Source organism: Mordavella massiliensis (assembly GCF_016901695.1).
GTDB lineage: Bacteria > Bacillota > Clostridia > Lachnospirales > Lachnospiraceae > Claveliimonas > Claveliimonas massiliensis_A.
Genome location: NZ_JACJKS010000006.1, coordinates 88,056 through 113,036 on the forward strand (window position 1 = coordinate 88,056; position 24,981 = coordinate 113,036).

General features: G+C 55.1%; 23 protein-coding genes and 1 pseudogene. 5 read left to right on the forward strand and 19 right to left on the reverse strand.

The window, feature by feature from the left end; all coding sequences use genetic code 11:
• Positions 1–311: 311 nt before the first annotated feature.
• The 5 genes from H6A20_RS05975 to H6A20_RS05995 form a co-directional block, all read right to left on the reverse strand.
• Entirely contained in the window at positions 312–1,463 is a 1,152-nt protein-coding gene (locus H6A20_RS05975; protein WP_204906226.1) for a double-cubane-cluster-containing anaerobic reductase, read from the reverse strand.
• Positions 1,464–1,481: 18 nt separating this feature from the next.
• Positions 1,482–2,264 (reverse strand): acyl-CoA dehydratase activase, encoded by a 783-nt coding sequence (locus tag H6A20_RS05980; RefSeq protein WP_204906227.1) that lies wholly within the window; start codon positions 2,262–2,264, stop codon positions 1,482–1,484.
• Positions 2,265–2,280: 16 nt separating this feature from the next.
• Positions 2,281–2,541, reverse strand: coding sequence for a putative Se/S carrier protein (locus H6A20_RS05985; RefSeq protein WP_204906228.1), 261 nt, complete (start codon positions 2,539–2,541; stop codon positions 2,281–2,283).
• 5 nt (positions 2,542–2,546) lie between these two features.
• Positions 2,547–3,821, reverse strand: a complete 1,275-nt coding sequence (locus H6A20_RS05990; RefSeq protein ID WP_204906229.1) for a double-cubane-cluster-containing anaerobic reductase — start codon at positions 3,819–3,821, stop codon at positions 2,547–2,549.
• A gap of 160 nt (positions 3,822–3,981) precedes the next feature.
• Positions 3,982–5,160 carry an aminotransferase class V-fold PLP-dependent enzyme gene (locus H6A20_RS05995; RefSeq protein ID WP_204906230.1) on the reverse strand — a complete coding sequence of 393 codons (1,179 nt, stop codon included), beginning with the start codon at positions 5,158–5,160 and terminating at the stop codon, positions 3,982–3,984.
• A 97-nt stretch (positions 5,161–5,257) separates the two neighbouring features.
• Here H6A20_RS05995 and H6A20_RS06000 point away from each other — a divergent pair, with 97 nt between their 5' ends.
• Positions 5,258–6,190, forward strand: coding sequence for a radical SAM protein (locus H6A20_RS06000; RefSeq protein ID WP_338106605.1), 933 nt, complete (start codon positions 5,258–5,260; stop codon positions 6,188–6,190).
• Between the two features lie 22 nt (positions 6,191–6,212).
• On the opposite strand, the gene H6A20_RS06005 is transcribed toward H6A20_RS06000, so the two are convergent.
• Both H6A20_RS06005 and H6A20_RS06010 read right to left on the reverse strand, forming a co-directional pair.
• Complete coding sequence (locus H6A20_RS06005) at positions 6,213–6,794, reverse strand: hypothetical protein (protein ID WP_204906231.1); 582 nt, start codon at positions 6,792–6,794, stop codon at positions 6,213–6,215.
• Positions 6,795–6,841: 47 nt separating this feature from the next.
• Positions 6,842–7,069 carry a helix-turn-helix domain-containing protein gene (locus H6A20_RS06010; protein ID WP_204906232.1) on the reverse strand — a complete coding sequence of 76 codons (228 nt, stop codon included), beginning with the start codon at positions 7,067–7,069 and terminating at the stop codon, positions 6,842–6,844.
• 200 nt (positions 7,070–7,269) lie between these two features.
• Between H6A20_RS06010 and H6A20_RS06015 the strand changes: the two genes are divergently transcribed.
• Both H6A20_RS06015 and H6A20_RS06020 read left to right on the forward strand, forming a co-directional pair.
• Positions 7,270–7,953 (forward strand): response regulator transcription factor, encoded by a 684-nt coding sequence (locus tag H6A20_RS06015; protein WP_204906233.1) that lies wholly within the window; start codon positions 7,270–7,272, stop codon positions 7,951–7,953.
• A complete protein-coding gene (locus H6A20_RS06020) occupies positions 7,950–8,993 on the forward strand; it encodes a sensor histidine kinase (protein WP_338106607.1) in 1,044 nt (347 codons plus the stop codon). The genes H6A20_RS06015 and H6A20_RS06020 overlap by 4 nt, the downstream gene beginning before the upstream one ends.
• Before the next feature lie 61 nt (positions 8,994–9,054).
• Here the strand turns inward: H6A20_RS06020 and H6A20_RS06025 are convergent, their stop codons facing one another.
• The 7 genes from H6A20_RS06025 to H6A20_RS06055 form a co-directional block, all read right to left on the reverse strand.
• A complete protein-coding gene (locus H6A20_RS06025; RefSeq protein WP_204906234.1) occupies positions 9,055–10,491 on the reverse strand; it encodes a DUF4340 domain-containing protein in 1,437 nt (478 codons plus the stop codon).
• On the reverse strand, positions 10,488–11,951 hold the full coding sequence (locus H6A20_RS06030; protein ID WP_204906235.1) for a GldG family protein: 1,464 nt from the start codon (positions 11,949–11,951) through the stop codon (positions 10,488–10,490). Before H6A20_RS06030 ends, H6A20_RS06025 begins: the two co-directional genes overlap by 4 nt.
• Positions 11,951–12,814: an ABC transporter permease subunit gene (locus H6A20_RS06035; RefSeq protein ID WP_204906236.1), complete on the reverse strand. Its 864-nt coding sequence runs from the start codon at positions 12,812–12,814 to the stop codon at positions 11,951–11,953. Before H6A20_RS06035 ends, H6A20_RS06030 begins: the two co-directional genes overlap by 1 nt.
• Positions 12,815–13,786 (reverse strand): ABC transporter ATP-binding protein, encoded by a 972-nt coding sequence (locus H6A20_RS06040; RefSeq protein ID WP_204906237.1) that lies wholly within the window; start codon positions 13,784–13,786, stop codon positions 12,815–12,817.
• 111 nt (positions 13,787–13,897) lie between these two features.
• On the reverse strand, positions 13,898–15,058 hold the full coding sequence (locus H6A20_RS06045; RefSeq protein WP_204906238.1) for an ABC transporter permease: 1,161 nt from the start codon (positions 15,056–15,058) through the stop codon (positions 13,898–13,900).
• Complete coding sequence (locus tag H6A20_RS06050; RefSeq protein WP_204906239.1) at positions 15,055–15,732, reverse strand: ABC transporter ATP-binding protein; 678 nt, start codon at positions 15,730–15,732, stop codon at positions 15,055–15,057. Before H6A20_RS06050 ends, H6A20_RS06045 begins: the two co-directional genes overlap by 4 nt.
• Before the next feature lie 18 nt (positions 15,733–15,750).
• Positions 15,751–16,842 carry an efflux RND transporter periplasmic adaptor subunit gene (locus H6A20_RS06055; RefSeq protein WP_204906240.1) on the reverse strand — a complete coding sequence of 364 codons (1,092 nt, stop codon included), beginning with the start codon at positions 16,840–16,842 and terminating at the stop codon, positions 15,751–15,753.
• A 199-nt stretch (positions 16,843–17,041) separates the two neighbouring features.
• Between H6A20_RS06055 and H6A20_RS06060 the strand changes: the two genes are divergently transcribed.
• Positions 17,042–18,934, forward strand: a complete 1,893-nt coding sequence (locus tag H6A20_RS06060; RefSeq protein ID WP_204906241.1) for a DUF975 family protein — start codon at positions 17,042–17,044, stop codon at positions 18,932–18,934.
• 192 nt (positions 18,935–19,126) lie between these two features.
• On the opposite strand, the gene H6A20_RS06065 is transcribed toward H6A20_RS06060, so the two are convergent.
• The 4 genes and pseudogenes from H6A20_RS06065 to H6A20_RS06080 all read right to left on the reverse strand — a co-directional run bounded on the left by H6A20_RS06065 (position 19,127) and on the right by H6A20_RS06080 (position 23,826).
• On the reverse strand, positions 19,127–20,455 hold the full coding sequence (locus tag H6A20_RS06065; RefSeq protein WP_204906242.1) for an ATP-binding protein: 1,329 nt from the start codon (positions 20,453–20,455) through the stop codon (positions 19,127–19,129).
• Between the two features lie 285 nt (positions 20,456–20,740).
• Positions 20,741–21,517: an IS21-like element helper ATPase IstB gene (istB, locus tag H6A20_RS06070; RefSeq protein ID WP_204906243.1), complete on the reverse strand. Its 777-nt coding sequence runs from the start codon at positions 21,515–21,517 to the stop codon at positions 20,741–20,743.
• A pseudogene (gene istA, locus H6A20_RS06075) lies at positions 21,514–22,928 on the reverse strand (IS21 family transposase). The gene istB and the pseudogene istA overlap by 4 nt, the downstream one beginning before the upstream one ends.
• 331 nt (positions 22,929–23,259) lie before the next feature.
• A complete protein-coding gene (locus H6A20_RS06080; protein WP_204906244.1) occupies positions 23,260–23,826 on the reverse strand; it encodes a flavin reductase family protein in 567 nt (188 codons plus the stop codon).
• A gap of 111 nt (positions 23,827–23,937) precedes the next feature.
• Between H6A20_RS06080 and H6A20_RS06085 the strand changes: the two genes are divergently transcribed.
• A complete protein-coding gene (locus H6A20_RS06085; RefSeq protein ID WP_204906245.1) occupies positions 23,938–24,273 on the forward strand; it encodes a winged helix-turn-helix transcriptional regulator in 336 nt (111 codons plus the stop codon).
• A gap of 198 nt (positions 24,274–24,471) precedes the next feature.
• Here H6A20_RS06085 and H6A20_RS06090 read toward each other — a convergent pair whose 3' ends face one another.
• Positions 24,472–24,966: an HD domain-containing protein gene (locus H6A20_RS06090; RefSeq protein ID WP_008981870.1), complete on the reverse strand. Its 495-nt coding sequence runs from the start codon at positions 24,964–24,966 to the stop codon at positions 24,472–24,474.
• Between the last annotated feature and the right edge of the window lie 15 nt (positions 24,967–24,981).

Sequence of the window (24,981 nt, forward strand, 5' to 3'; positions counted from 1 at the left end):
TCCGATTCCCGGATAGCTCAACACGCTGCCCATCAGAAAATCATCCAGTAAATTCAGCTCTTCAAGATTCCTTTTCTGCATTCTTTTCTCCTTTCATTGTAGTGCTTTTGCCTGGAAAAGCCAATATTAGTTTTTTCTTTTTTGAATGGAATAGTTCCGCGATACAGCGGCTGATACGTATCAAGATAAAATACAGAATATCTCTGAATTTTGTTTGTGAATGGATTATAGCAAGGGAAAAGCGCTTCTGTCAACAAAAAAGATGGACATACAGAACATCTCCATATGTCCATCCTCCTGATCTCCGCGATCTACAGCATCTCAATAAACGCCGCGATCCTCGTGTTCAACTGGCCAATGTCAGCCTGGGAGTAGTCTGTCTCCACATTGATGTAGGGGATCCCCTTCTCCTCGTTGACGAACTTGCGGATGCCGAACGCCTCCACGTTGTAGGTGTGGCAGGCCTGCAGCGTCATCTCCACCACGCCGTCCACCTTGTACTCGTCGATGAGCCGGCCCAGCAGTTCCAGACGGTTCGGGTTCGGCGTCATGACAGAGCACCCGATATTGAGATACCGCTCCGCCAGCGCCTGGTATACATCCGGGTTGTCCTCGTCCACCAGCTTGTCAATGGATTTGGCGCCGCTGCAGTTCTCAAATGTGACGACCACGCCGCCGTTCTGCTCCACCGCGTCGATGACCTTCTCCGTCGCGCCGCCGATGGGGCAGCCGGAGATGAGGATGCGGGGCTTTTTCTCCAGCATCTTGCCGTCCGCGTACTCTTTTTTGATCTTCTCAACCAGGGCGTCCACTTCGCCCGGGATCTCTTTCCTGTCAAACTTGAAGGTGCTGCCGTACAGGACCTTAAAGAGATCGTGGCCCGTGATCGGCACCGGGTCGTTCTTCATCACCTCGTACAGGTGCTTCAGGGACGCGCGGCCTGCGTTGTTGACGCGGATGGCGTCCCGGATCTCATCCTCCGTGATGGTCACGTCAAACTTCTTCTCCAGGTACTCCTTAAAGCGGATGATCTCGCTCTTCCACAGCTTCAGCGCCTCCGGGCCCTGGGTGTTGGGAAGCTCCATGATAAACACGTCCTTGAACTGGGACATGTACTCGTACATCTTCTTTTTGCCGTCGCAGGTCGTCTCCCCCACCACCACGTCAGAGAAATAGAAGAACGGACATTTCTCCGTCTTGGCAAAGCCGTAGCTCGACTTGATCAGGGGGCACAGGTTCTTCGGCAGATCCCGCTCCGCGTCCGGGATCGTCTCGTCAGACGTGGAGCAGAGCCCTACGGTCGCCGCCCCCATGGCCATGGCGATCTCCTGGGGGAAATACGTGCAGTAAGCGCCGACGATGGGGACGCCCTGCTCCTTTAACTTCTTCACGCCCAGGAAAGAGTTTTTCCTCTGCTCTGCAAATTCTTCAAATACTTCCGGTAAATCTTTGATCAGTTCCATGCTGTCTTTCTTCTCCTCCTATCTGTTCTTTGCCGCTGCGCGCATGGTCTTTTCCCTCGCCAGCAGCGCCGCCCCGAGAGCACCGGCATAGCGTCCGTAATCCGTGGGGGACACGGTCTTTCCGATCTTCTGGGACAAAATCTTTGTGAAATACCGGCTGGAGGAGAGCCCTCCTGTCAGTATGATCTGGTCCGGCAGTTCCTTGCGCATGGCGAGCTGCGCCACCTTGGCCGCCACGGAATCCACCACGCCGGCGGCGATGTCTTCCCGCCTGCGGCCCTCGCCGATGTAGTTGATGACCTCCGACTCCGCGAACACGGTGCACAGGGAGCTGATGGCCAGGGTCTCCCCCTTCTCCGCCATATCAAAGAGCTCGCCAAGGTCCACGCCCAGCCGGTTGGCCATGATCTCCAGGAATTTTCCTGTCCCGGCGGAGCACTTGTCATTCATGAGGAAATCCTGCACGACGCCGCGGCTGATGAGGATGACCTTCGTATCCTGGCCGCCCACGTCGATGACGGCGCAGTCGTCGCTCCCCATCTCCCGCCCGCCTCTGGCATGGCAGGTGATCTCCGTGATCACGTAGTCCGCGTAGTCCACAGCCACGCGTCCGTAGCCTGTCGCCACCACCTTCGCCGTCTCCCGGGACACGTCGATGCCGTCTTCCCGCAGGCGCCCTGCGATGGTGCGCGCCGTCTCCTTGCTGCTCCAGCCGGTTGGGAGGGCAAATTCCAGCTCATGGTCTCCGCGGGCCACCACCTTGGCGGCCGTGGAGCCTATATCGATTCCTATGTAATCCATCCTGCACTCCTTCCTGTCAGCAGTAGCGGTCCCTGCCCGGGTTCACGTCTTTCTCAACTGCCGCTATCTCCAGTATCTCAATGCCGTTCTCCTCCACGCAGGCCCGGATCTTCCCCAGATCTTCCTCCTTTACAAGGAGGGAGATGCCGCAGCATTTGCTGGCGCTCCTCGGGGTGGGCGCGATCACGGACCGCACCCCCTCCTTCTTCAGCTTCTGGTAGAGCCGCATGCCGTTGTCATGGTTGGGAAAGAGCACGTAATACTGTATCTCTTTCATCTGTCCTACGCCCCCAGCATCTCGATGAACGCGCTGATCCTTGTACGCAGCTGCTGGGCGTCGCTGTCCACGTAGTCTGTCTCGATGCCGAGCACCGGGATGCCTGCCTTCTTGAGCTCGCGCTCCACCGTGTAGCCCTCCACATCGTACAGGCTGCAGAACTTCAGGTTCACATCGATGACGCCGTCCACCTTGTACTCCTTTGCCAGGCGAATGATGTCGTCGATCCTTGCATGGTTCGGGGTGAAGCATGCGCAGTTGATGCCCATATACCGCTCCGCCAGGGCGTCGATCTGCTCGTCCACGGTCGTCTTCGTCTCGTCCACGAGGCGCTCGAAGTAGCGTGTGCCGGTGCACATCTCCTCACAGACAACAGCGCCGCCGCTCGTCTCCACCAGGTTGTGGAGCTTCCAGTTGGGGATGGCGAGCGGTGTGCCGGTCAGCATGATCCGCTTCGTCCCTGCCGGGAATACACTGACGCCTTCCGCCACCCTCTTCTCCAGCTCGTCGCAGAGTTTGTTCGTCATCTCCGTAAATCTGGCCGGATCGTCGTAGAACGCGATCTGGGAGATGAGGAGCACATCCTTGCCGCTGATGGGGAGCTTCTCGTTCCTGCGGAACGCATACAGTCTCTCCAGCGCTTTTCTCTTGTTGTTGATCAGATGGATGCTGGCCGCCAGCTTGTCGGCCGTGATGGTGTTGCCGGTGAACTCCTCCACTACTTTCTTAAAAGTGCGGATCTCATCCGCCCAGGAACAGACGTCCTTCTCCCGCTTCATCTGGGGCAGGTCCATCACATGCACGGGCACGTCCTCGCCCAGGATCTCCCACGCCTTCTTCTTGCCGTCGCAGGTCGTCTCGCCCACATACATATCCGCAATGCGGAAGAAGGGGCAGGTCCGGTCAAGCCTTGCGCCGACAGACGCCTTGATGAGGGGACAGGTGTTGGTGGGAAGGACTTTCTCGCCGCCGGGAACCCAGAACTGGGAGCCGCCGCACAGGCCGGTGGCGATGGCGTCCGCCGCGAACACGATCTCGTCCGGCACATACACGCAGAAGGTGCCGAACACCTTGCCGCCCTTCTTCTGGTGCTCGATAAGCTCCGCCGGGCGCACGCCGTGGATCTCCGCCACGACAAAGTTAAAATAGTCCATGGCTTCCGGCCGGTTCTCCTGGGAGAGATAGACATCCCCGAACGCCTGGGGCAGCACTTCGCAGAGCTGATCGTGCGTATCTACATCCATGCCCAGATCTTCCCACATCTTTCTGTAATCTGCCATAATAAAAAACCTCCTCTTTCGTGCGGGAAGCCGGCGTTCCCCCGGCTTCCCTGCATTTTCCTGTATACTACGGTATCACGTTTCGTATAGAGGAACAATTGGAATGAGAAGGTTTCATAATAGATTTTTCTGATAGAAATTCCTGATTTATTGTTTTTTTCTATATGCCGTCCTCCGGCTGGTCCAGCAGCCTTTCAAGGGCCCGGATGCACGCGTCCACCTCCGCCTCTGTGTTGGCCGCGCTGAAGGCAAAGCGCACGGTCCCCTGAGGGAAGGTCCCAAGAGCCCGGTGCGCCATGGGCGCGCAGTGAAGCCCCACCCGGGTCATGATGCCGTACTCCTGCTCCAGGGCAAAGGCCAGCACTGCATTGTCCCTGCCCGGGAAGTCCAGGGATACCACCGCCACCCTGCCGTCCGTCCCCTGCCGCCCGGCGATCCGGACGCCCGGAAGCGCCCTGACCTGTTCCAGGAAGCGGGCCGTCAGCTCCATCTTCCTTCGGTGGATCACATCCAGCCCGGTCTTCTCTATGTAGGCGAGCGCCGCGTGCAGGCCGATGATCCCCGGCAGGTTCATGGTGCCGCTCTCATACTTGTCCGGCAGCGTCCGGGGCATGGAGAGGCTGTCGGACATGCTCCCGGTCCCGCCTGCGATCAGCGGCTCCATCTCCTTATCCAGCGCCCCGGAGATGACGAAGCCGCCGATTCCCTGGGGGCCCAGAAGCCCCTTGTGCCCCGTGAACGCCAGGAAGTCAATGCAGGCCGCCTCCATATCCACCGGGATGGTGCCGGCGCTCTGGGCCGTGTCCACCACAAAAAAGACGCCCCTCTTCCTGCAGATCCGCCCGATCTCCCCGATGGGGACAATGGTGCCGCACACGTTGGACGCGTGGAGGACAATGACCGCTCTCGTCCGGGGCTGCAGCATCCGCTCCACATCCGCCGGGTCCACACCTCCCTCCCGGTCCGTGGGCAGCGCCTCACAGACGACGCCCTCCTTCTCCATACAGTGCAGGGGCCGCATGACCGCGTTGTGCTCCATGCCTGTCACAAGCACGTGATCCCCCCGCTTCAGGAAGCCGCGGATAAAGTAATTGAGGGAGTAGGTGATGCCCGGCGTAAAGATCACCCGCCGGGAGTCCGGCGCATGAAACAGGCGCGCCAGCTGCTCCCTCGTCTCCAGCACCGCCGCCTCCACCTCGTAGGCGCCCTCGTAACTGCCCCGGTTGATGTTGAAAGCGCCGCTTTTCAGCAGCTCCCCCACCGCCTCCGCCACGCCGGGCGCCTTGGGAAAGGATGTGCTGCCGTTGTCAAAATAGATCTTTTCTCCTGTCTCGTTCATGTTTCTTCCGCTCCTTACAGCCTGGATTTCTCTTCTATCAGCTTATACCTTTTTCCGGCGGGGGACAAGCTTGCTTTTTTGTATTATAATAGTCGTATTGGATAAAAACACGCTGGAGGTTCCCATGAAAGACCTGTCTTCCCTGTATGAAAACTGCACACTCTGCCCCCGCATGTGCCATGTGGACCGGCGCGCCCGCACAGGCGTGTGCGGCTGCGGGACGGACCTGACTGCCGGGAGGGCCGCGCTCCATCTCTGGGAGGAGCCCTGCCTGTCCGGCCAGGGCGGCAGCGGCGCCGTCTTTTTCTCAGGCTGCACCCTGAAGTGCTGCTACTGTCAGAACTACCCCATCAGCCAGGAGGGGGTCGGGAAAATCCTCTCCCAGGAAGAGCTGGAGAGGATCCTTCTTAACCTGCAGGAGCAGGGCGCCCAGAATATCGACCTCATCACAGCCACCCAGTTCCTGCCCTCCCTCCTCCCCGTGCTCCGGCGGGTCCGCCCGAAGCTTGCCATTCCCATTGTCTGGAACTGCGGCGGCTACGAGCGGATGGAGACGCTGCGGATGCTGGAAGGGTATGTGGACGTGTACCTGCCGGATCTGAAATACTGCTCCCCGGAGACGGCAAAAAAATATTCCGGTGCGCCGGACTATTTCCTCCACGCCCGGGAGGCGGTGAAAGAAATGATCCGGCAGACCGGAACACCTGTGTTCGCCGCGGACGGGAGCCTGCAAAAGGGCACCCTCATCCGCCATCTCGTGCTGCCCGGACAGCGGGAGGACTCTGTCCGCATCCTCAGGTGGATGGCCGCGTCCCTTCCAAGAGGGCAGTTCCTCCTCAGCCTCCTGAGCCAGTACACCCCCTTCTACCAGGCCGCCCGCCATCCGGAGATCAACCGCCGCGTCACCTCCTACGAGTACGGCAGGGTGGTGGACGCCGCCCTGGCCCTCGGGCTGGACGAGGGGTTCATGCAGGCGCGCTCCAGCGCAAAGGAGGAGTACACGCCGCCCTTTGACCTGGAGGGGCTGTAGGCGCGCCATGAAAGAGCGGGGTTTAGCGGATCTTTACCACGGAAAGATTCGTCTCCCCGTACACGAAGCTGCCGCCCTGGGCCGCCACGTTCAGCGTCGCCGGCGCGTCTGTCACCTGCACGATCTGGGAGAACGGCAGGACTGCCGTCGTCCCCTGGGCCGTAAAGGTATGGACCGCCGACGCGCCCGCCACCTCGCTTCCGTTCTCTGTCAGGTACAGCCGGATGCTTGCGGGGACGGATGCGCCGGTTCCCGGGCTCACGGAGGCCTGGAAGGACACATAGTAGGTCCCCGGTTCCTGCAGGACCACATCCGGGCTGTTGGCAGCGTGGGAGATGGCGTTCCCGCTGACTGCGCCGTTCCTGTCAAAGATCAGATCCGTCCCGTCCGCACCGGTCTGGGGCGGCGTGGCGTAGGCGCTTAAGAAATCGTCCGTGCCGCCTGCCGGCCCCTGTTCGCCCGCAGGTCCCTGGGGGCCCGCCGGCCCCGGCTCGCCTTGCGGCCCGGGCGGGCCGGGACGGCCGTTTCTTCCCCTTGGCCCCCTCCGGCAGGGCTGCTGCCCCGGACATCCTGTCTGCTGTGTACAATAATCGCTGCACTTCATACTCTGGCTCTCACATCTTTTTTACTACTATATGCCGGATGCCGCGGCTATTCTAATTCCCGGACATCTTCCTGCGGCCGGTACTCCAAAAGATCCCCGGGCTGACATTCCAGCGCCTTACAGATCGCGTCCAGGGTGGAGAAACGGATCGCGCTGATCTTCCCTGTCTTTACCCGGGATAAATTGACATTTGAAACCCCCACCCTCTCTGAAAGTTCCTTCAGTGACATCTTCCGGTCCGCCATGACCCGGTCCAGTCTCAAAATGATCGCCATACTCTCACCTACCACACTTCATCCAGTTCACTCTGCATGGAAAACCCTTCCCGGATGATCCCCGCAAAAATGAGCAGCAGTTTTTTATGAAATATCTGTGAACTCCCCTTTTCTAAACAGAATGGTCACGATTTCCTGCTATACTTCCTGTCAAAGCAAGCTGTCTGTTTTACAGCTTAACAGCGGAATGGAGGTTTCTTATGTTTCAGATCCTTGTTGTAGATGATGACAGGAACACCCGGCATCTTCTGCGCGCGCTCCTGACGGACGCCGGCTACGAGCCCTACAGCGCTTCCTCCGCAGGCGAGGCGCTCTACCTGCTCAAGAAAGTGCCTTTTGACCTGCTGATCGTGGATATCATGATGCCCGGCATGGACGGCTACGAGTTCACAAGGCTGCTCCGGGACTGCCGCTACGATCTCCCGATCCTCATGCTGTCGGCCAAGCAGCTCCCGGACAACATCAAGCACGGCTTCCTGGCCGGGACGGACGACTACATGACAAAGCCCGCCGACGAGGAGGAGCTGCTCCTGCGCATCAAGGCGCTCCTGCGGCGCGCCCGGATCGCCTCCGACCACAGGCTGACCGTGGGCGACACGGTCCTCGACTACGACTCCCTGACCGTGGGGCGGGACGGGGAGAGCTGCACGCTCCCCCTCAAGGAGTTCCTGCTCCTCTACAAGCTGCTCTCCTACCCGAACAAGATCTTCACCCGGATCCAGCTTCTGGAGGACATCTGGGGCCCGTCCACGGAGTCCATGGAGTCCACGGTGAGCGTACACATCAACCGTCTGCGCAGCCGCTTCGCAGACAATCCGGACTTCCGGATCCTGACGGTCCGGGGCCTGGGATACAAAGCACAGATAAAGGAGGCAGACCTGTGAACACGAAAAAAAGATCCAACGCACCCATCATTTTGTTCTGTACCGGACTTATCTTTATCCTTCTGTTCCTGACCACCCTGATCAGCAACTGGATCATCATCATGGGCGTGCAGGCCGGCCTCATCACCGGCCGCCCGGGGACGCCCCTTTTCCCCTTCCTGATCCAGACAGGCATCGTCAGCATCCTGATCGGCGTCCTGCTCACCCTTGTCCTCAGTCACTTCCCCCTGCGCCCGCTCGGGGAGCTCATGGACGGGATCCACGCGGTCGCCGGCGGCGATTTCCACACGAAGATTCATCTGAAGCACCCGAAGGCGTTCCGGGATCTCTCGGAAAGTTTCAACCAGATGACAGACGAGCTGGCCGGGATCGAGCTGCTCCGCTCCGACTTTATCAACAACTTTTCCCACGAGTTCAAGACGCCCATCGCATCGATCCTTGGCTTCGCCAGGCTCCTGAAGAAAGAGACGGTAAGTGCAAAGAAACGGGCACAGTACCTTGATATCATCATCTCCGAATGCCGGCGCCTAAGCGCCCTGTCCTCCAACGTGCTGAGCCTGTCCAAGGTGGAGAGCATCAGCGTGCTGGCGGACGTGGCCGCCTGCCCCGCCGCCGAGCAGATCCGGGAGGCGATCCTGCAACTGGAACAGAAGTGGGAGAAAAAAATGATCGAATTCGACCTCCATCTGGCTGACTGCAGGATCCATGCAAACCCGGACCTCCTGAAGCAGGTGTGGGTCAACCTGATCGACAATGCGGTGAAGTTCTCCCCGCCGGGAGGCGTGATCTCGATCCGCGCCGGCCGGGAGCGCGGTACCTTCTTCTTCCGGATCACCGACCAGGGCGCGGGCATGGATCCCGGGACGCAGGAAAAGATCTTCGACCGCTTTTTCCAGGGGGATCTCTCCCACGCCACGGAGGGAAACGGGCTGGGGCTCTGCCTCGTCAAAAAGATCGTATCCCTCCACCGCGGAGCGGTCCGTGTCAGCAGCAGGCCCGGGGAGGGCAGCACCTTTACCGTGACCCTCCCGCAGCCCTAGATCCGGCAGATAAAGGCCGGCGCCTTTTGCGGGGCGCCGGCCTTTTTATCTGTCCTTCTCTCTATTCGTCCGCGCCGCTGTCCAGGATCGCCGCGCTGATCTTTTCCTTCAGATCGACCACGGAGGAGCGGTTTGTATAGTGCATCTCCTCCCCGTCCAGGACGCTGATGCAGTACGACCCGTCATACTGGTAAAATTCCAGTTCCACTGTATCGTACCTGTCTGTATTGCGGTGGAAGGTAAGTTTCAGCTCGGACTTGTTGTCCTGAAGCGCCGGCTCCTCCTCCGGCACGTCTGTGTCTTCCTCCTCATCGCCGCTGTCCTCTGCAATGGTGATATCCAGAAGTCTGTCCAGGACATCCTGGAAGGCGATCTCCTCCCCGCCCAGCGTGCAGGTATAGCCATCGTCCTCCCCGTCTTTCCCGATCTCTACGGTATAGACATTCCCATCCAGCTCCGCTTCCACGCTGTCCACCGTATCCCAGTCAAGGAGGATCACCTCGTCCGGTTTCAGCTGCTCATAGGAGGCATTGACTGCCGCGTTGTAGAGATCCTGGGTGACGCTGTACACGATATGGGAATCGGTGAGCTTTGCATAGAAGGCATTGTCTTTGGTCCCCACCTGGTAGCTGAACGTCTGCTCCTCCTCATCTTCCGCCTCTTCGCCGTCATCCGTCTCCTCTTCGTCCTTCGCCGGCACGTAGGTGATGGTCACCTCCGCCGCAGGCTCCGCCAGGCCGTAAGCCGCAAGCTCCGACTCATCCGCATAGTAGTCCGCGCAGGCGTCCCAGGAAAAGACGGAAAGCATGGTGAGGGCATTTTCCGTATTCGTATTGTCCAGGTTCCGGTACGTATCCCCGTCCTTCAGATAGTAGGTGTACGCGTCGCTGTAGCAGTAGCCGGCGTCCTCCTTATACACGATATCCGCCGCGGCCTCGTTGTCCACCCGGACCTCGGATATACTCTCCATCTCCGGGATCTCCTCCTTCTGGACGCAGTCCAGCAGCATGTAGGAGATATGGTCGGTCAGGCCGGCGTCTGTCAGATAGACATAGTCGTCGCCGCTTGAAATGTAGACTTCACCGTCCGAGAATGTCTCGTCCCCCACCTCGATCTGCCAGGTGTCGTCCTCTGTCCCGATGGTGACCGTGTAAGCCGGATCACTGAGTCCGTAGACGCCCAGGCTCTGGACCTCCTCCACCATCTTGTCTGAGGTGATGTGGGACAGGTTTTCCGCGATCTCGTCCAGCAGGTCCTGGTCCACGGACATCTTTGCGTCCGCCTCGTAGGACCAGGCGCCGTCCTCCCGGGTAAAGGCAAGCTGGTCGTCCCCTGCGTTCCAGGACAGGCGGGTGATGTCCCCGCTGTCCACATCCACGATCGTCGTCTCTTTCCCGGTCATCTTCTCCTCGAAATCCATCCGGGAGACCCCCACGGCTCCGGCGACGCAGACCACGAGGACGCCGGAGAGGATCAACAGTTTCCGTTCTCTTTTCATCTGCGCTTCCTCCTTACTACAACTACAATGCCAAAGATCAGATAGGCCGCCGGGATCACGGCGATGGTCACGATCTTGATCAGCGAGGAGGCGCTCGTGCTGACGGTGAGATACTCGTTTGTCAGGCTCTTGGAGCGCACGGATACGCTGTCCTCCTTCCCGCACATCATCTCCAGCGCGTTGAGCACAAAGTCCTCGTTTGCATCAGACGAATACTGGTTGTAGGCGTCGTCCAGCATCACCGAGGATGCGATCCACACAAGCTGCATCTGCCCTTCGCCGTCTTCCGTCTCCTTCGCCGCCAGGGCTGCCAGCGTCAGCGGGCCCTCCGTGTCCCCGTCCTCCTTCTCGTAGGTCCCGATGTTGTACCCGTCCTCTTTCAGGTAGGACCCCTCCGAGGATGTCAGAAGGGAAGTGACCGTCACATTGCTGTCTGTCTTAGACAGATCCAGCGCCTTCGCGACCGGCATGATCACGTGATAGTTGTCGTCGATCAGCGGGTCCGTGATCTCGCTGGACTCCAGATCCGGCATCAGCAGGACAGGTGTGTTAAACACATAGTGATCCGTGTCCGACTCTACCACGACGCCCTCCATGACGGAGATGCCGTAATACTCTGCCACCGCCTTCAGGTTGGGCAGTTCGTCTTCCGTGTTGGTCCCGCTCAGGATCAGGACTCTCCCGCCGCCCTCGAGGAATTCGGTCAGCATATCCTTCTCCTGCTCCGAGATGTCCGTGGAGGGCGCGTTGATCAGGATGCACTCCACTTCCTCCGGCACAGCCTCGCCGTTCAGGAGGGAGAGCGTCTCCGTCTCCAGGTTGTCAGTCTCGACGGCCTCTGCAAAGCTGTCGGAGAGCGCCGTCTCGCCATGTCCCTCCAGCACGTGGATCACCGGGATATCCTCGGTCGTGCAGTAGGAGACCGCCGAGGTGATCAGCTTCTCGCCGGAGAACTCATCCGCGGCCGTGTACATGGAGTAGGCGTCCGTGCTGCTCGTGCTGTACATGTCCTCGTAGCTGATGTACCGGTACCTGTCACCGCACTCCACGATGACAGAGTTGTTGTAGATCTCCTCGTCCGTATAGGCGTTGGTAAAATCCGGGTTCAGGTCCGGATCCTTCTTCTCCACCTTGACCTTGCTGCTGTAATCCTCATAGTTGTGCAGGAGCTTTTCCACAAATTCATCTTCCTGCCCCGCGGTCACGATCCAGTAGATCGTGATGTCATCCTTCAGCGAGCTGAGCATGACCTTGGACTGGCTGGAGATGGAATAGAGCTGGTTGGCCGTTAAGTCCGCCTGCGCGTAGCTGTCCGGCAGAAAGCCAAGCGCGGCGTTGACTGTGATCAGGATCGCCAGCACGACGGCCGTCAGGATAAAGCTGTAGCTTCCCACCTTGCTGGACCGCGTCCCGAACTGCTCCCGTATCGTTGTGATATAGTTTTTGATCGTCTCTTTCATCAGTTATATCTCCTTTTCTCAAGTGACTGGACCGTTAAAAACAGGAAAAATACAATGACACTGACAAAGTACACTACATGGGTGTAATCAAAAACCCCGTCCACAAATTCATAGAACCGCTCGTAGACGGAAATATTCTCCAGTATCTTTGGAAACAGTCCTTCAAACCAGTCCGTCCGGAAGAGGTAGACCGCCGCCGTCCCCAGCATGGCCACGCCCCCGGTCAGTTCCGCCAGGAAGGAATTCCCCGTCATATGGTTGATCAGAAGGGCCAGGATGAACTCCATGACAATAAGCGCCACAAGAGAGCCGAACGCCGACGACGTGGCGTACTGCGCCAGCTTGACCATGTAGTAGTTCAGCACCATGGCCGCAAAGCAGATTCCCGCCGCCATGGGCTGGGACTCCGTGAGGGAGGAGATGAAGATCCCGATCGCCAGGAGGGAGGCCGTCAGCATGATATAGCCGGCGAGCGCACCCCAGGCGGTGGGAAGATACAGGCTGCCGTACTGCTTCAGGATGACCGGGTACGCCACCACAAAGACAAGGGGGATCACGGACGTCAGAAGCAGCGCCAGGAATTTGCCCACCACGACCTGCGTCGTCGAGACTGGCAGGGAATAGAGAAGCTGGTCTGTCTTCTGCTTCTTCTCCTCCGCGATGACCCGCATGGTGAGGATGGGGATCATGATAAGGAGCGCAAAGGACGCGCCCGCAAGGGCGTACTCAAAATTGGCGTACCCCATGCTTAAATTGTAGTACATCATATAGATCGCGACTGCCAGCAGGGAAAACATCCCGTACACGTAGGCGGTAAGGCCTGAAAAAAGCAGACGCATCTCATGTCGGAACACGGCTGTCATTTATGCTTCCTCCTCTCTGTTCTCTTCCGGTCCGTCCGGCTGCGGGCTCGTCAGCTCGATGAAGATCTCCTCCAGATTCGCCTTGAGCTTGTCATTCCTGAGCACCGCCCTGTCGATGGCCGCGAATTTTCTGGAGAGCAGCTTGCGGATCTCCAGCTCCTTCTCCGGGACTGTCGTAAGGCGGATCAGGAGGAGGCCGTCCTCCTGCGCATACTGCGCCGACTCGATGCCTGCGATCTGCCCCAGCACAGCCCCGCTCTCCTCCCGGGTCGCGTCGGTCAGCACCTCCAGCGTCACCTTGGGCTGCAGGAGCTTCTCCAGATTTTCCGCCGTATCGTAGGCGATCAGCTTCCCTTTCGCTATGATGATGATCTCATCGCACATCTGCTGTACTTCCGAGAGGATGTGGCTGCTCAGGATGACCGTGTGCCGCTTCCCCAGGTTCTTGATCAGGTCGCGGATCTCCACCACCTGGATCGGGTCGAGCCCGACGGTGGGCTCGTCGAGGATGATCACCTTTGGGTTCCCCAGCAGGGTCTGGGCAATGCCGACCCGCTGCTTATATCCCTTGGACAGGTTCTTGATGAGGCGGTCCGCCACATCCAGGATCTGCGTCTCCTCCATCACCCTCTCGATCTCGCCTTTTACCTTCTCCCGCGGCACCTTCTTCGCCTCGGCGATGAACCGCAGGTATTCCCGGGGCGTCTCCTCCAGATAGAGCGGCGGCTGCTCCGGCAGATAGCCGATCAGCTTCTTAGCCTCCATGGGCTCTTCAAATATATCGTGCCCCCCGATCGTCACCGTTCCGTCCGTGGCCGACAGGCAGCCGGTCATGATGTTCATGGTGGTGGACTTCCCGGCTCCGTTGGGGCCGCAGAAGCCGCAGACCGTCCCGTCCTTGACGGAGAAACTGATGTTGTCCACGGCTTTGTGGTCGCCGTAAAATTTCGTCAGGTTCTTGACTTCTATCATTTCCTTCTCCTTCCTGATACAGTTCTTTTCAGCAGCTATTCTATGACCGGAGTTTAAACTAAATTTAAACTTCTCCCGGATTTCACAGTATTTTCATACTCTCCCCGTTATCTAGGAACGGCGGAGCGCATCGATGGGCTGCAGCCTGGACGCTTTTGCCGCCGGATAGCTGCCAAACACGACCCCGATCCCGGCGCAGAACAGGATCGATGCCAGCGCGACCGCCAGGTTGACCGTGCTCCCGCTCCCGGTCAGAAGGTCGTAGCCCCGGATGCACACAAAGGACAGCACAAGGCCCGCCGCCCCGCCAAGCACGGACAGCACGCAGGATTCACACAGGAACTGCAGCAGGATATGCCGCCGCTTCGCGCCCACCGCCTTCCGGATGCCGATCTCCATCGTCCTCTCCGTCACGGATACAAGCATGATGTTCATGATCCCGATCCCGCCTACCACGAGGGAGATCGCCGCGATCCCCCCGAGCAGGAGGGACATGGTCCCGCTCACATCGTCCATCGTGTCCAGAATGTCAGACTGGTTGTTCACGGTGTAGGCGTCCTCATCCCGGGTGGCCTGTAGAAGGAACGCGTCCACGATGCTGACCGCCGCCTCCACCTCCTGCTCCGAGGAGGCGCGGACGTAAAAGGTGCTCACGCCCGTCTGCCCCGTCATCCGCTCTGCGGTGGAATAGGGGATGAGGATCCGGCTGTCGTCGGATCCGGCAAGGGAACTCCCCTGCTCTTCCAGGACGCCGACGACCTGGAAGGTCCTGTCCCCGATGCGCACTGTGCCTCCGACCGCGTCCCATGTCCCGAACAGGTCTGTCGCCGCCTCCGTGCCGAGAACGCACACCCTTGTGCAGCACTCGTCATCGGACGGCGCGATCTTCCTCCCTCTCTGGACGGCAAGATCCTGCACCTCAAAGTACTCCGGCGTGACCCCGACGATGCTGTAGGTGCCCGTCTCCTCCTTTTTCTTCACGGTCTCGCTGAAGGTGTTCACAGCCGCCACGCCGCTGACCGCGCTGTACGTATGCAGCTCCTCCACATCCGCCGCGCTGACGGAGGCGTCCTCGTCCGTGATGGTGGCTGTGATCTGCTGCGAACCCATATCGGAGATACTGTCCGTGATCCCGGCCGCCGCGCCCTGGGTGATGGACACAAGGGTCACAACAGCCATCACGCCGATGATGATCCCAAGCACAGTGAGAAAGGACCGCATCTTATTGTGAAAAATGGTTTTCAGTGAAAGCCTGATAATCTTCCTTGTCATATGTCCTCCTCCCTGTCGCTGAGCACTCCGTCGCGCACGTAGACTTTGCGCTGGGCCTCATTGGCCACATGGATGTCGTGGGTGATCAAAACGATCGTATTCCCCGCCTGCCACAGCCCCCGGATGATGTCCATGATCTCTCTTCCCGAGCCGGAATCCAGGTTGCCGGTGGGTTCGTCCGCCAGGATGATGGAGGGCCGGGCCGCCAGAACGCGGGCGATGGCAACCCTCTGCTGCTGCCCGCCAGACAGCTGCGCCGGCTTGTGGGTCATCCGGTCGGCCAGGCCCACCCTCTCCAGTGTCTCCTCCACCCTTGCCTTTCTCTCTGCGGCAGGGATCTTGTGATAGAGGAGAGGCATCTCCACATTCTCGTAGGCTGTCGCATCCGGCAGCAGATGAAACTGCTGGAAGATAAATCCGATCTTCTTTCCCCGGATCTCGGCCAGTTCGTCTTCCCCGCACGATTCGACCGGCTGCCCGTCCAGCAGGTACTCTCCCTCGTCTGGCACATCCAGACAGCCGATGATGTTCATCAGCGTTGTCTTCCCGCTGCCGGAAGGCCCGAGAATGGAGAGAAATTCCTGCGGCCTGACATGCAGGTTGATATCTTTCAGAACAGGGACAGCCATGCTGCCCATCCTGTAGCTCTTGTAAATATGTCTGAGTCTGATCATACGAATCCCTCCTGGCGCCTAGTAGCTGCCGCCGCCCGGGAACATGCCTCCCGGTCCGCCTCCCTCGGGCAGCTCAGACGGATCGATATCGCCGAAGTCAAAGTCCCCGAAGTCCATACCGTCCGGGAATTCTCCCGGCTGGCCGCTGCTCTGCGCGCCTTCCTCCTGTCCCGTCAGGGAGGAGGTCACCTGCGTGATGACAATGAGATCCCCCTCCTCCAGCTCTTCGCTGTCAATGCGGATATACGTGCCGTCCGACATGCCGGTCTCCACTGTCACCTTCGTCAGTTTCTCCGGGTCCAGATCGTCCTCCTCATACACGTCGCCCGCCTCAGCTCCCTCAGGCGCCAGGCAGACGTAGCTGTCGTCGCCCGATGTGCCTACAGCCTCCACGGGCACGATCATGCCTTCCCCGCTGTCCTCCGTCACGATCTCGGCCGACGCGCTCATCCCCGGATATACATCTTCCACATAGTCCAGCTTCACGGTCGCCTGGTACGCCGTCGTCCCCCCATTCGAGCTTCCGTTGTAGGAGATCTCCGAGACGGTTCCCGTCTGCTCCCCGGAGACGGCGTCAATGCTGACGGCCACTTCCTGGTCCTGTTCAATGGCCGCTATATCCAGTTCATCCACAGCGATGTCCAGGGTAAAGCCGTCCTTTCCCATGATCATCGCCACCTCGCCGCCGGCTGACACAGAGTCTCCTGCGCGGACGGGCACTTCCGTCAGGATCCCGTCATAGGGCGCCTTGATCTCCCTGCTCCCGCGGGCGTCGCTGTCGATCACCGCGATCACCTCGCCCTCCGAGACGCTGTCCCCTGCGCTGAAATTCACAGAAGATAACTCTGCCCCGAATTCCGCAGTGAGTGTCTGCTGGGATATAGGCGAGAGCGTCCCGCTGCCGCTGACAGTGGACGAGACATCCCCTACCGTCACTTCGTCTACCAGGTAGGATGTGGTGATCTCATTTTCATTGCCCCGCCCTGCAAGGCGCGGGACGAGGATAAACGCTGCTGTCCCGGCCGCAAGAAGGACCGCAGCACAGAGCAGGATGCGCCTGACCCGCTTTCCTTTTTTCTTTTTGTTGTCTGCCGCACTTGTTTTTCCCATGTCGTCTCCTTTTCCTGTGATTTTTTATGATTATTTTAGGGGGCACAGTTAAACTGAACTTAAACTTTTGCCGGATTTCACAGGATGTTCATGATCTCCCCGCAAAACCCGGCTTTCTGTTGCTATTCCTTCCTGTTTCCTATATACTGTCTGTAGATCAACAAAGGAGGAACCGGCGCAGACGCCGGACATACACACAATGAACACAAGAAAAAAAATGAAAGAACTCGGCAGGCGCTCGCTGAAGAAGCACTATACCGTCTTCGTGGCCGCCTGTCTTATTGCGGCCTTCCTCGGAGCGGAGTTCAAAAGCTCCCTCGACTTTGCATCCGCCCAGAAGCGGGAGGAGACCGCACAGGAATTTGAGCGGAACCTGGAGGGGGATTTCTCGCCCCAGGTGAAGACGGAAGTAAGCGGCGTCTCCTGGGAGGATGTGCTGATGACCATCGCGGAGAACAATACCCAGGCCGGCCGCGAGATGACGCAGGAGATCGAGGAGGAAGAGATCCGCGACGCGGCGGACGGGAATCCCATATTCGGCCGCACCCGCGGCGTCCTGTCCGGCGTCGTCAATGATCTGAGCTCCGGCTCTATCCTCGTGACGCTGGTGGCCGCCGGCGCCTCTATCACCGGCTCGGAGAGCCTGGCCATCATCCTTCTCATCCTGCTGGGCGCGCTGGGCGCTTTTGCCTTCTGGTTCTTTGTCGTCAACGTATTCCCGGTGGTGACCCGCAGGATCTTCCTGGAGGGCCTGGTCTACGACCGCGTGACCGCCCAGCGGTTCACCTTCCTGCTGCGGATCCGGAAGTGGACGCGGGCCTCCTGGATCATGTTTGTAAAATATGTATTTTACTCTCTCTGGAGCCTGACGGTCGTGGGCGCGGTCATCAAGCGCTACTCCTACTACCTCGTGCCCTACATCGCGGCGGAGAACCCGGACATGAAAGCCAGGGACGCCATCACCCTCTCCCGCAGGATGATGAACGGGCACAAGTGGGAATGCTTTGTCTTTGAGCTGACTTTTGTCGGCTGGCAGATCCTGGGCATCCTGACCATGGGGCTTTTCAACATCTTCTACACCAACCCGTACAAGACCGCCTCATTCACGCAGTACTACGCGCAGCTTCGGGCAGCGGCGCTGGCAGAAAACCTGCCGGGATCCGAGCTCCTGCACGACACCTGTCTCTATGAAAAGGCAGACGGGGCGCTGCTTGAGGAGACATACAGGGATGTGATCCAGGTGATGGACGCCCCGGAGGCGAAGCCGGAGAAGCTGGCCGGCTGGCGCGGCTTCCTCGCCAATAACTTCGGCCTGCTCCTTATGCGCCGCCGGGAGGACCGCGCGTATGAGCGGCATCTGGCAGAATATGTGCGCATCCAGGAGATGGTCGACGATGCCCGGGGAGAGGCCTACCCGGTCCGCCTCTATCCGATCGCGGAGGAGGAGCGCCGCAAACTGGTCCAGTCCCTGAACTATATGCGCCACTACTCCGTGTGGTCGCTGCTCGCGATCTTCCTTGGCATGTCCTTCTTCGGATGGCTGTGGGAGGTGGGCATGCACCTTGTCACCAACGGTGAGTTCGTCAACCGGGGCGCGCTCCACGGGCCCTGGCTGCCGATCTACGGGACAGGCGCTGTGCTGATCCTGCTCATCCTCAACCGGCTCCGCAGAAATCCGGCCCTCCTGTTCCTCGCCACCGTGCTCCTGTGCGGCTGCCTGGAATACACCACCTCCCTCGTCATGGAGATCGCCACCGGCGGCACAAAGTGGTGGGATTACAGCGGATACTACCTGAACCTGAACGGAAGGATCTGTGCGGAGGGGCTGCTTGTATTCGGCATCGGCGGCCTGGCGATCACGTACGTGCTGGCCCCGATCATCGACAACCTGCTGGCCCGGGTAAATGAAAAGCGAGTCATGGCTGTATGTTCGGTCCTGATGATCGCGTTTGCCGCGGACGCCGTGTACTCCCAGTTCCATCCGAACGCCGGAAAGGGCGTCACAGACATCGCGCAGGACGCCTGCCTTCCGGACGCCGGCTCCCCGGCCGTCCATCCGGAAAGCGCCCGGCATATACCGGCACAGATGTAGACAGGCAGACAAAAAAATCCGGCGGGAAACCTCGAAAAGGATCCCGCCGGATTTCTCTGTCTTATTTTTTGTTCTTCCTACTCTTCGATCCTGGATGCAACAGAGTAGATCGCCACGCCAAAGGCAGTCAAATGTGCTGAATGTGTCGTTTGTGAACTGCTGATAGACAAGGGATGCAACCGCAGAAGTTTGTTACGTTAAAAATGGCATCAGATAAAACGGTTTCAATAATAAATTTTCCTCTTTCCCAACATCTTTCTGTGACAGTAAATATATGTTATGCACATTTCCTGAAAACTTTCTGTAAAACTCTTTAATCGACTCGTGCTTTCCCACGCCAGAAGACTTTATCTCAAAGGCATTTATTTTACTTCCCTCTGAGATCAGGAAATCAACTTCATAGTAATGTGTACTTCCGGCTTTCTCCCAGGTATGATAATAGAGTTCTCTTCCTGATGCAGCAATCATCTGAGCAACGAGGTTTTCATAAAGATATCCTAAATTTGCCGGCAATTTATCCGAAAGCAATTTTGCATATACATCATTGTCCGTTACCGGCCGGTCTATAAACATCAGAGTCACAAATAAGCCTGTATCTGAAAGATATAATTTATAACTGGTAAAATCTTTTGTATCTGCCAGACTGACCCTTGGATCTGTTGAATTATAACATGGTAAAACTGTTTTTGAATCTATCAGCTCATATAGCAATTCATCTGCTCTGGTATTGGTTTGCTTTCCTATGGCAGTTGTGATCCTGTATTTCCGGGGATCTTTTGACAATTGAGCAGGAATTGAATGATATAATGCCGATATTCTTCCTGATGCATCAATCTTTTTGAAATCTTCTTCATAAAGAGAAATGATCTGTCTTTTTACCATATCAATTTGCGAAAAGTTTTTCCCCGCTATATACGCTTCCACCGCCTGCGGCATTCCTCCCACAGCCATATAGATTCTCAAATCCCGCATTAATTTACGGTTTGTTGCCTGTCCAATAGCTGAATCCATCTGATAAATCTGCTGTAAAAGTTCATAATTACCCCCGGCAGCCTTGCAGAATTCTTCATAGTCCATCGGATAAACCTGTATTTTCATTTCTTCTGATGGGATCAGAATATCTTTTACATTTTTCTTTATCGATATCAAAGACCCGGTTTCCAGATAATGATACCTGCCATCTGATACGAGATGCTTTATAGCCTGTCTCGCCTTAGGAAAGAGCTGCACCTCATCAAAAATGATCAATGATTCATGCTCATATAAAGTTATCCCTGTTTCTGCCTGCAATCTCAAAAAAAATATATTTAAATTCCCGATATCTTCAAAACAATTGCGTATCGTGTCCGTTGTTTTTGAAAAATCGATCAAAATATAAGACTTATATTCATTCTGTGCAAAATGCTCTGCAATTGTCGATTTGCCAACTCGTCTGGCTCCTTCAAGCAAAACAGCATATTTATCCGCATATTCCGCTTTCCATTCCGTCAGTTTTTTATATGCCTTTCGTTCAAAATACATGATTTACCTCCCGCAGCCGCCTTTATGAGTATGTTATATCATAAAAATCATTTTTCTTCAATGTTGTTATCTCGACTTTTGCACTTTTCTTCAATATTTTTAATCTGTATTTCATACTTTCCTTCCATGTTAATTGTCTGTCTTTGAATTCCGCTCCCTGTCACTTTAATCCCGTAATATTCCGCCGCCTGCCTGGTAGTCATTGTGAATATTACGGTGCGGCAGGGCCGCCAGTCCGGCGTGGCGTGAGCCACCTGTCCGGACTAACGGAGCCACTATTTATAGTTACTCGGCCTGAGCAGGATCCAAGCCATATACCTCTCTCATGGAAAGGTCTTTCGATGGATCGATGCTCTCAATGTTGATTTTATATGAATCGTAAGAAATACGATCCATGATAGCATCTGCAAGAGTACTCTCACCGCTGCAGATCTGCTGGTACCACTCGCTTTCCCGGAACTGGGAGCAGAAGATGGTCGATGACTTCTTCCTGCGTTTATGGATCAGCTCGAAAAGATTTCTGGCTTCGGACTCGGTCAGTTTGAGCAGGAGCCATTCATCAATGATCAGCAGGACTGGCTTGGTGTATTTCTTTAGTACACTGGTAAAAGTACCGGAATCTCTGGCTGCCTGGAGATCAAGTAACAGGTCTGGAAGCCGGACATACTTCACGGTGTAATAATGTTTGCAGGCCTCCATACCAAAGGCGCATGTCATATATGTTTTGCCGCTCCCTGTAGCGCCGGTAATAAAGATGTTACGGTATTCCATAATGTATTCACAGGTTGCCAGACGGCTGATTAAAGCTTTATTCAGTTTCCGGCCAGACTGATAATCGATTGCTGCAATGCTTGCATCCGGCTGTTCCAGTTCTGCTTTGCGGAGCAGCCTTTTTAACCGGTTGTTTTTACGGTTTGTATATTCAACATCAACAAGCATTCCGAAGCGGTCTTCAAAAGGGACTTCTTTCATAGAAGGATCATTCATCTGGATTCGGAATGCATCTGCCATAGATGACAGCCGCATTTCAATTAGTTTATCTATGGTACTTTGATTGATCATGATTGTTTACCTCCGTAGTATCTAGCACCTCTGGTAATGCCATGTGCCTGTGATCCTGCTGAAAGTTGATTCGAATCCTGAGATGCGGATTCGGGATTCTCTTTCATGGCAGCTAATAGATTTTTGATACTTTTATAGCTGGGTGTCCTGGAGTAAAGAAGCGCCCTTTTACAAGCCTCTTCCAGTTTTGTGAGAGAATGCTTCTCAGCCAGTTTCAACAGTCCCATACAGCTTCTGTAGGTCTGTTGTTCCACCCTGCCGGAGGTCAGAATCGCATCAACTGCTTTCCTTGTGTTGATCCCAATCGAATCTGCCCACCTGCGGAAACGGTCGCCGTTCCATTCCAGATACTTTTGATGATCTGACGGCATATGTTCCGTTACCGTAGAATACTGGCCGCTCCTGCCATGGAGACGGCGGTGTGAGGCAATCCGGTTGTGATGATAAAATATTTCAATCGTTGTTTCTGTTATACGCACATCGACCTTATCTTTGATATACTGATAAGGCACGGAGTAGTACATCTTGTCTACTGCGATGTGATAGTTGAACTGGACAGTGGCTTGTTTCCACTCAGCCAGTTCGAAAGGTGTAGCAGGCAGCGGTGCCAGCAATGGCTTTTCTTCCCCAAGAAATAAACTGAGCCTGCTGCATTTGGTTTATCCTTGGGTTTCCGGACTCTTGCCGGAATAATGGCGATATTATAATGTTCTGCCATCTCATGATAAGTAGTATTCAGTGCGGTGGTATACCAGTCACTTTTCGAATGATTCACTGCCGTAGAACAGTTATCTGGAATAAGCATCGGTGTAACGCCGCCGAAAAATTCAAACATCTGGATATGCGCTTTGATCCAGTTGTCTGTCTTCTGGTTCAGATATGCCTTTACAAAGGTATACTGGCTATAAGTAAGGACTCCTACAAAGATCCATGCCTCCGTGATCTCACCGGTGTCCGGATCGATGAGCTGTGCCGGATCACCGGCCCAATCTACTTCGATCTGCTCACCCGGTTTCCGTGGGATGTGCATGGTTGCCCTGCGTTTTTCTTCATCCTTCTGGATGTAATAGCAGAACTGGGAATACATAAGAGGTTCTTCACCGTTCATGCGGCATTCCTCACAGTATTCTACCCACAGGAGCTTCTTATTGACTCCATTACGCAGAAGTTCTCTGCGGATGTAGTCATAATCAGGCATCCGTTTATTGGTTGCTGATTTTGTCTTGGGGAAAAGCATTTCCTCAAGTGTGCTGTCGGTCATGTCATGATCCAGTGGCCAGGAAAGTTTTATTTCCGCAGCCTTTTTGACGACCTTGGCAACTGTGTTACGGGACACACCGCAACTATGCGCGATGTTCCGTTCACTGAATCCTAAGCTTTTCAGGCGAAGAATTTCTCGATATTTGGTCATAATGGTGACCTCCTTTAACTGTATTCACATCAGACGATGTGTTCTTACAGTATAAAGGAAATATATGTAATAGAGCCTAAAGTGGCTCTGAATTACCGGAATATGTGGCTCTCATACTCCGGAATGGTGGCTCACAAAGTCCGGACAGGTGGCTCAAAGAGCCCCGGAATAATCAACCGGTAGTATCGCCGCCGATCTCCACGGTAATACCCTTAATCCGATTCGCCACACCCCTCACCTCCTTAAAAATGGGCATGAAAAAAGCCCGGATTACCTCCGAGCATGAAAAAAGCACCGATTATTGCTAACCGATGCTTATGTAAAAACAAAATTATTTTTTTAACTGAAGGCCATCTTTAAATGCCTCGCCAACTCTTTCAGTGACCTTATAGTAGCCATGCGTATATGGATCAAAAGCGATGGCATCCACTTTTGAAATGTTAACTTTATCACCATCCATCACTTTTTCGTCAGCGGTCGTATTTACAACCTTTCCAATAACTCCACAGCCATATTCACCATCTTGGTACTCTATAAATTCACACTCCATGCACAGCGGGAATTCCTGTATAATAGGCGCATCAACATGTTCAGATTTTACGGCAGTCAATCCGCTGTTTTCAAATTTTTTCAGTGTTTTATTTCCGGATTCCACTCCAAAATAATCCGCTTCCACTACATGAGAAGCGTCTGCTATGCTGACTGTAAATGCTTTCCGTGCCTTGATATTCTGAACGGTTTTGTGTGTTTCCGTCAGATTCAGTACAACATGGTCTCTTTCCTGCATAGTCCCCCATGCAGCATTCATCACATTTACACTGCCATCTTCATTATAGGTAGCCACCATAAGTACAGGCATCGGGAAAATGGCTTCCGTTGTTTTAATATCTTTTCTCATCGTATCAGCCTCCTGTTTTTATTGCCTTCCGGCTAAATCTATGATAACATAGCACCGAAGCAATTAAAAGTACCCACATGAACGTAAGGTACTTTCTTAGAGGTAAGTTAAATGAGTAAAAAAGATATTGAAAACGCAAATTTTGAAGATACCGGTTATAGTTACACGCTTTCACTGATAGCGGGGAAATATAAACCTATCATTCTTTACTGCCTGATGGAATATGAGCCTGTCCGTTTCAATGAAATGCAGCGTTATTTAAAGAAGGTATCTGATAAAACCCTTAGCCAGAACCTAAAGGAACTGGAAGCCGACAATTTAATCATCCGCAAAGTATATCCGCAAATCCCACCTAAAGTAGAGTATTCTCTTTCCGAGAAAGGCCGTTCTCTCATGGCGGTATTAGATCAATTATGTGTATGGGGAATGGAACACCGCAATGCATAATCCGGTTGTTTTCATTCCCCACAAGCCTATAATCTTTCTTAAAACTTATCAAAGTCCTCCTGAGTGGCAAGTCTTTTATATTTCACGCCGTCATTGGATTTTTCCGTCCACATATCCAGAACCAGCCCAATCGTGAGCAGATCCAGATCCCGGATGGAAATCCCCAGTGTCTAATTGCATAACTGTAATAATCTACTACTAATCTAAAATAAAGCGATTATAGGCTATCCTTTTTCCTGTGTTTGTTTTAAAGTTTTCATCTATACACTTTTTTATCTTTTCCTGTTCTTTTTCTTTATCCATAACCGTTAAATTTTCAAGTAAATCAGCTTCCCATTGTATTTGAAAATCAAGTCCATCAATTTTAGATGGAGTATGATGGTTGCCTATTATAAAGCATATTCTATCAATATTTTTGTTATAGCCTACCTTTTTTAATATTTCTTTCGCTACTTCTGGTCCTTCCTTTTCTTGATAGACACCATCAATAGAACCGTATTTTTTTTGTGCTTCAACCGCACCAATATCATGTAGTATAGCAATAATACTGATGAATTCTTTTTCTTCCTCTCCGATATTTTCTCCTTTCATTATATCTTCTGCATTTTTCAAAACTTTGAGAGTATGCTCTATGCCAAAGGGAATTTCTTTGAATACTTCTTTCATCTCTATAATAATTTTTTCTTTAAACATAAATTACCTCCATTT

Coding starts and splice junctions, on each gene's coding strand:
- H6A20_RS05975 (WP_204906226.1), bottom strand. CDS start 1,463: ATGGAACTGATCAAAGATTTACCGGAAGTATTTGAAGAATTTGCAGAG.
- H6A20_RS05980 (WP_204906227.1), bottom strand. CDS start 2,264: ATGGATTACATAGGAATCGATATAGGCTCCACGGCCGCCAAGGTGGTG.
- H6A20_RS05985 (WP_204906228.1), bottom strand. CDS start 2,541: ATGAAAGAGATACAGTATTACGTGCTCTTTCCCAACCATGACAACGGC.
- H6A20_RS05990 (WP_204906229.1), bottom strand. CDS start 3,821: ATGGCAGATTACAGAAAGATGTGGGAAGATCTGGGCATGGATGTAGAT.
- H6A20_RS05995 (WP_204906230.1), bottom strand. CDS start 5,160: ATGAACGAGACAGGAGAAAAGATCTATTTTGACAACGGCAGCACATCC.
- H6A20_RS06005 (WP_204906231.1), bottom strand. CDS start 6,794: ATGAAGTGCAGCGATTATTGTACACAGCAGACAGGATGTCCGGGGCAG.
- H6A20_RS06010 (WP_204906232.1), bottom strand. CDS start 7,069: ATGGCGATCATTTTGAGACTGGACCGGGTCATGGCGGACCGGAAGATG.
- H6A20_RS06015 (WP_204906233.1), top strand. CDS start 7,270: ATGTTTCAGATCCTTGTTGTAGATGATGACAGGAACACCCGGCATCTT.
- H6A20_RS06025 (WP_204906234.1), bottom strand. CDS start 10,491: ATGAAAAGAGAACGGAAACTGTTGATCCTCTCCGGCGTCCTCGTGGTC.
- H6A20_RS06030 (WP_204906235.1), bottom strand. CDS start 11,951: ATGAAAGAGACGATCAAAAACTATATCACAACGATACGGGAGCAGTTC.
- H6A20_RS06035 (WP_204906236.1), bottom strand. CDS start 12,814: ATGACAGCCGTGTTCCGACATGAGATGCGTCTGCTTTTTTCAGGCCTT.
- H6A20_RS06040 (WP_204906237.1), bottom strand. CDS start 13,786: ATGATAGAAGTCAAGAACCTGACGAAATTTTACGGCGACCACAAAGCC.
- H6A20_RS06045 (WP_204906238.1), bottom strand. CDS start 15,058: ATGACAAGGAAGATTATCAGGCTTTCACTGAAAACCATTTTTCACAAT.
- H6A20_RS06050 (WP_204906239.1), bottom strand. CDS start 15,732: ATGATCAGACTCAGACATATTTACAAGAGCTACAGGATGGGCAGCATG.
- H6A20_RS06055 (WP_204906240.1), bottom strand. CDS start 16,842: ATGGGAAAAACAAGTGCGGCAGACAACAAAAAGAAAAAAGGAAAGCGG.
- H6A20_RS06060 (WP_204906241.1), top strand. CDS start 17,042: ATGAACACAAGAAAAAAAATGAAAGAACTCGGCAGGCGCTCGCTGAAG.
- H6A20_RS06065 (WP_204906242.1), bottom strand. CDS start 20,455: ATGTATTTTGAACGAAAGGCATATAAAAAACTGACGGAATGGAAAGCG.
- istB (WP_204906243.1), bottom strand. CDS start 21,517: ATGATCAATCAAAGTACCATAGATAAACTAATTGAAATGCGGCTGTCA.
- H6A20_RS06080 (WP_204906244.1), bottom strand. CDS start 23,826: ATGAGAAAAGATATTAAAACAACGGAAGCCATTTTCCCGATGCCTGTA.
- H6A20_RS06085 (WP_204906245.1), top strand. CDS start 23,938: ATGAGTAAAAAAGATATTGAAAACGCAAATTTTGAAGATACCGGTTAT.
- H6A20_RS06090 (WP_008981870.1), bottom strand. CDS start 24,966: ATGTTTAAAGAAAAAATTATTATAGAGATGAAAGAAGTATTCAAAGAA.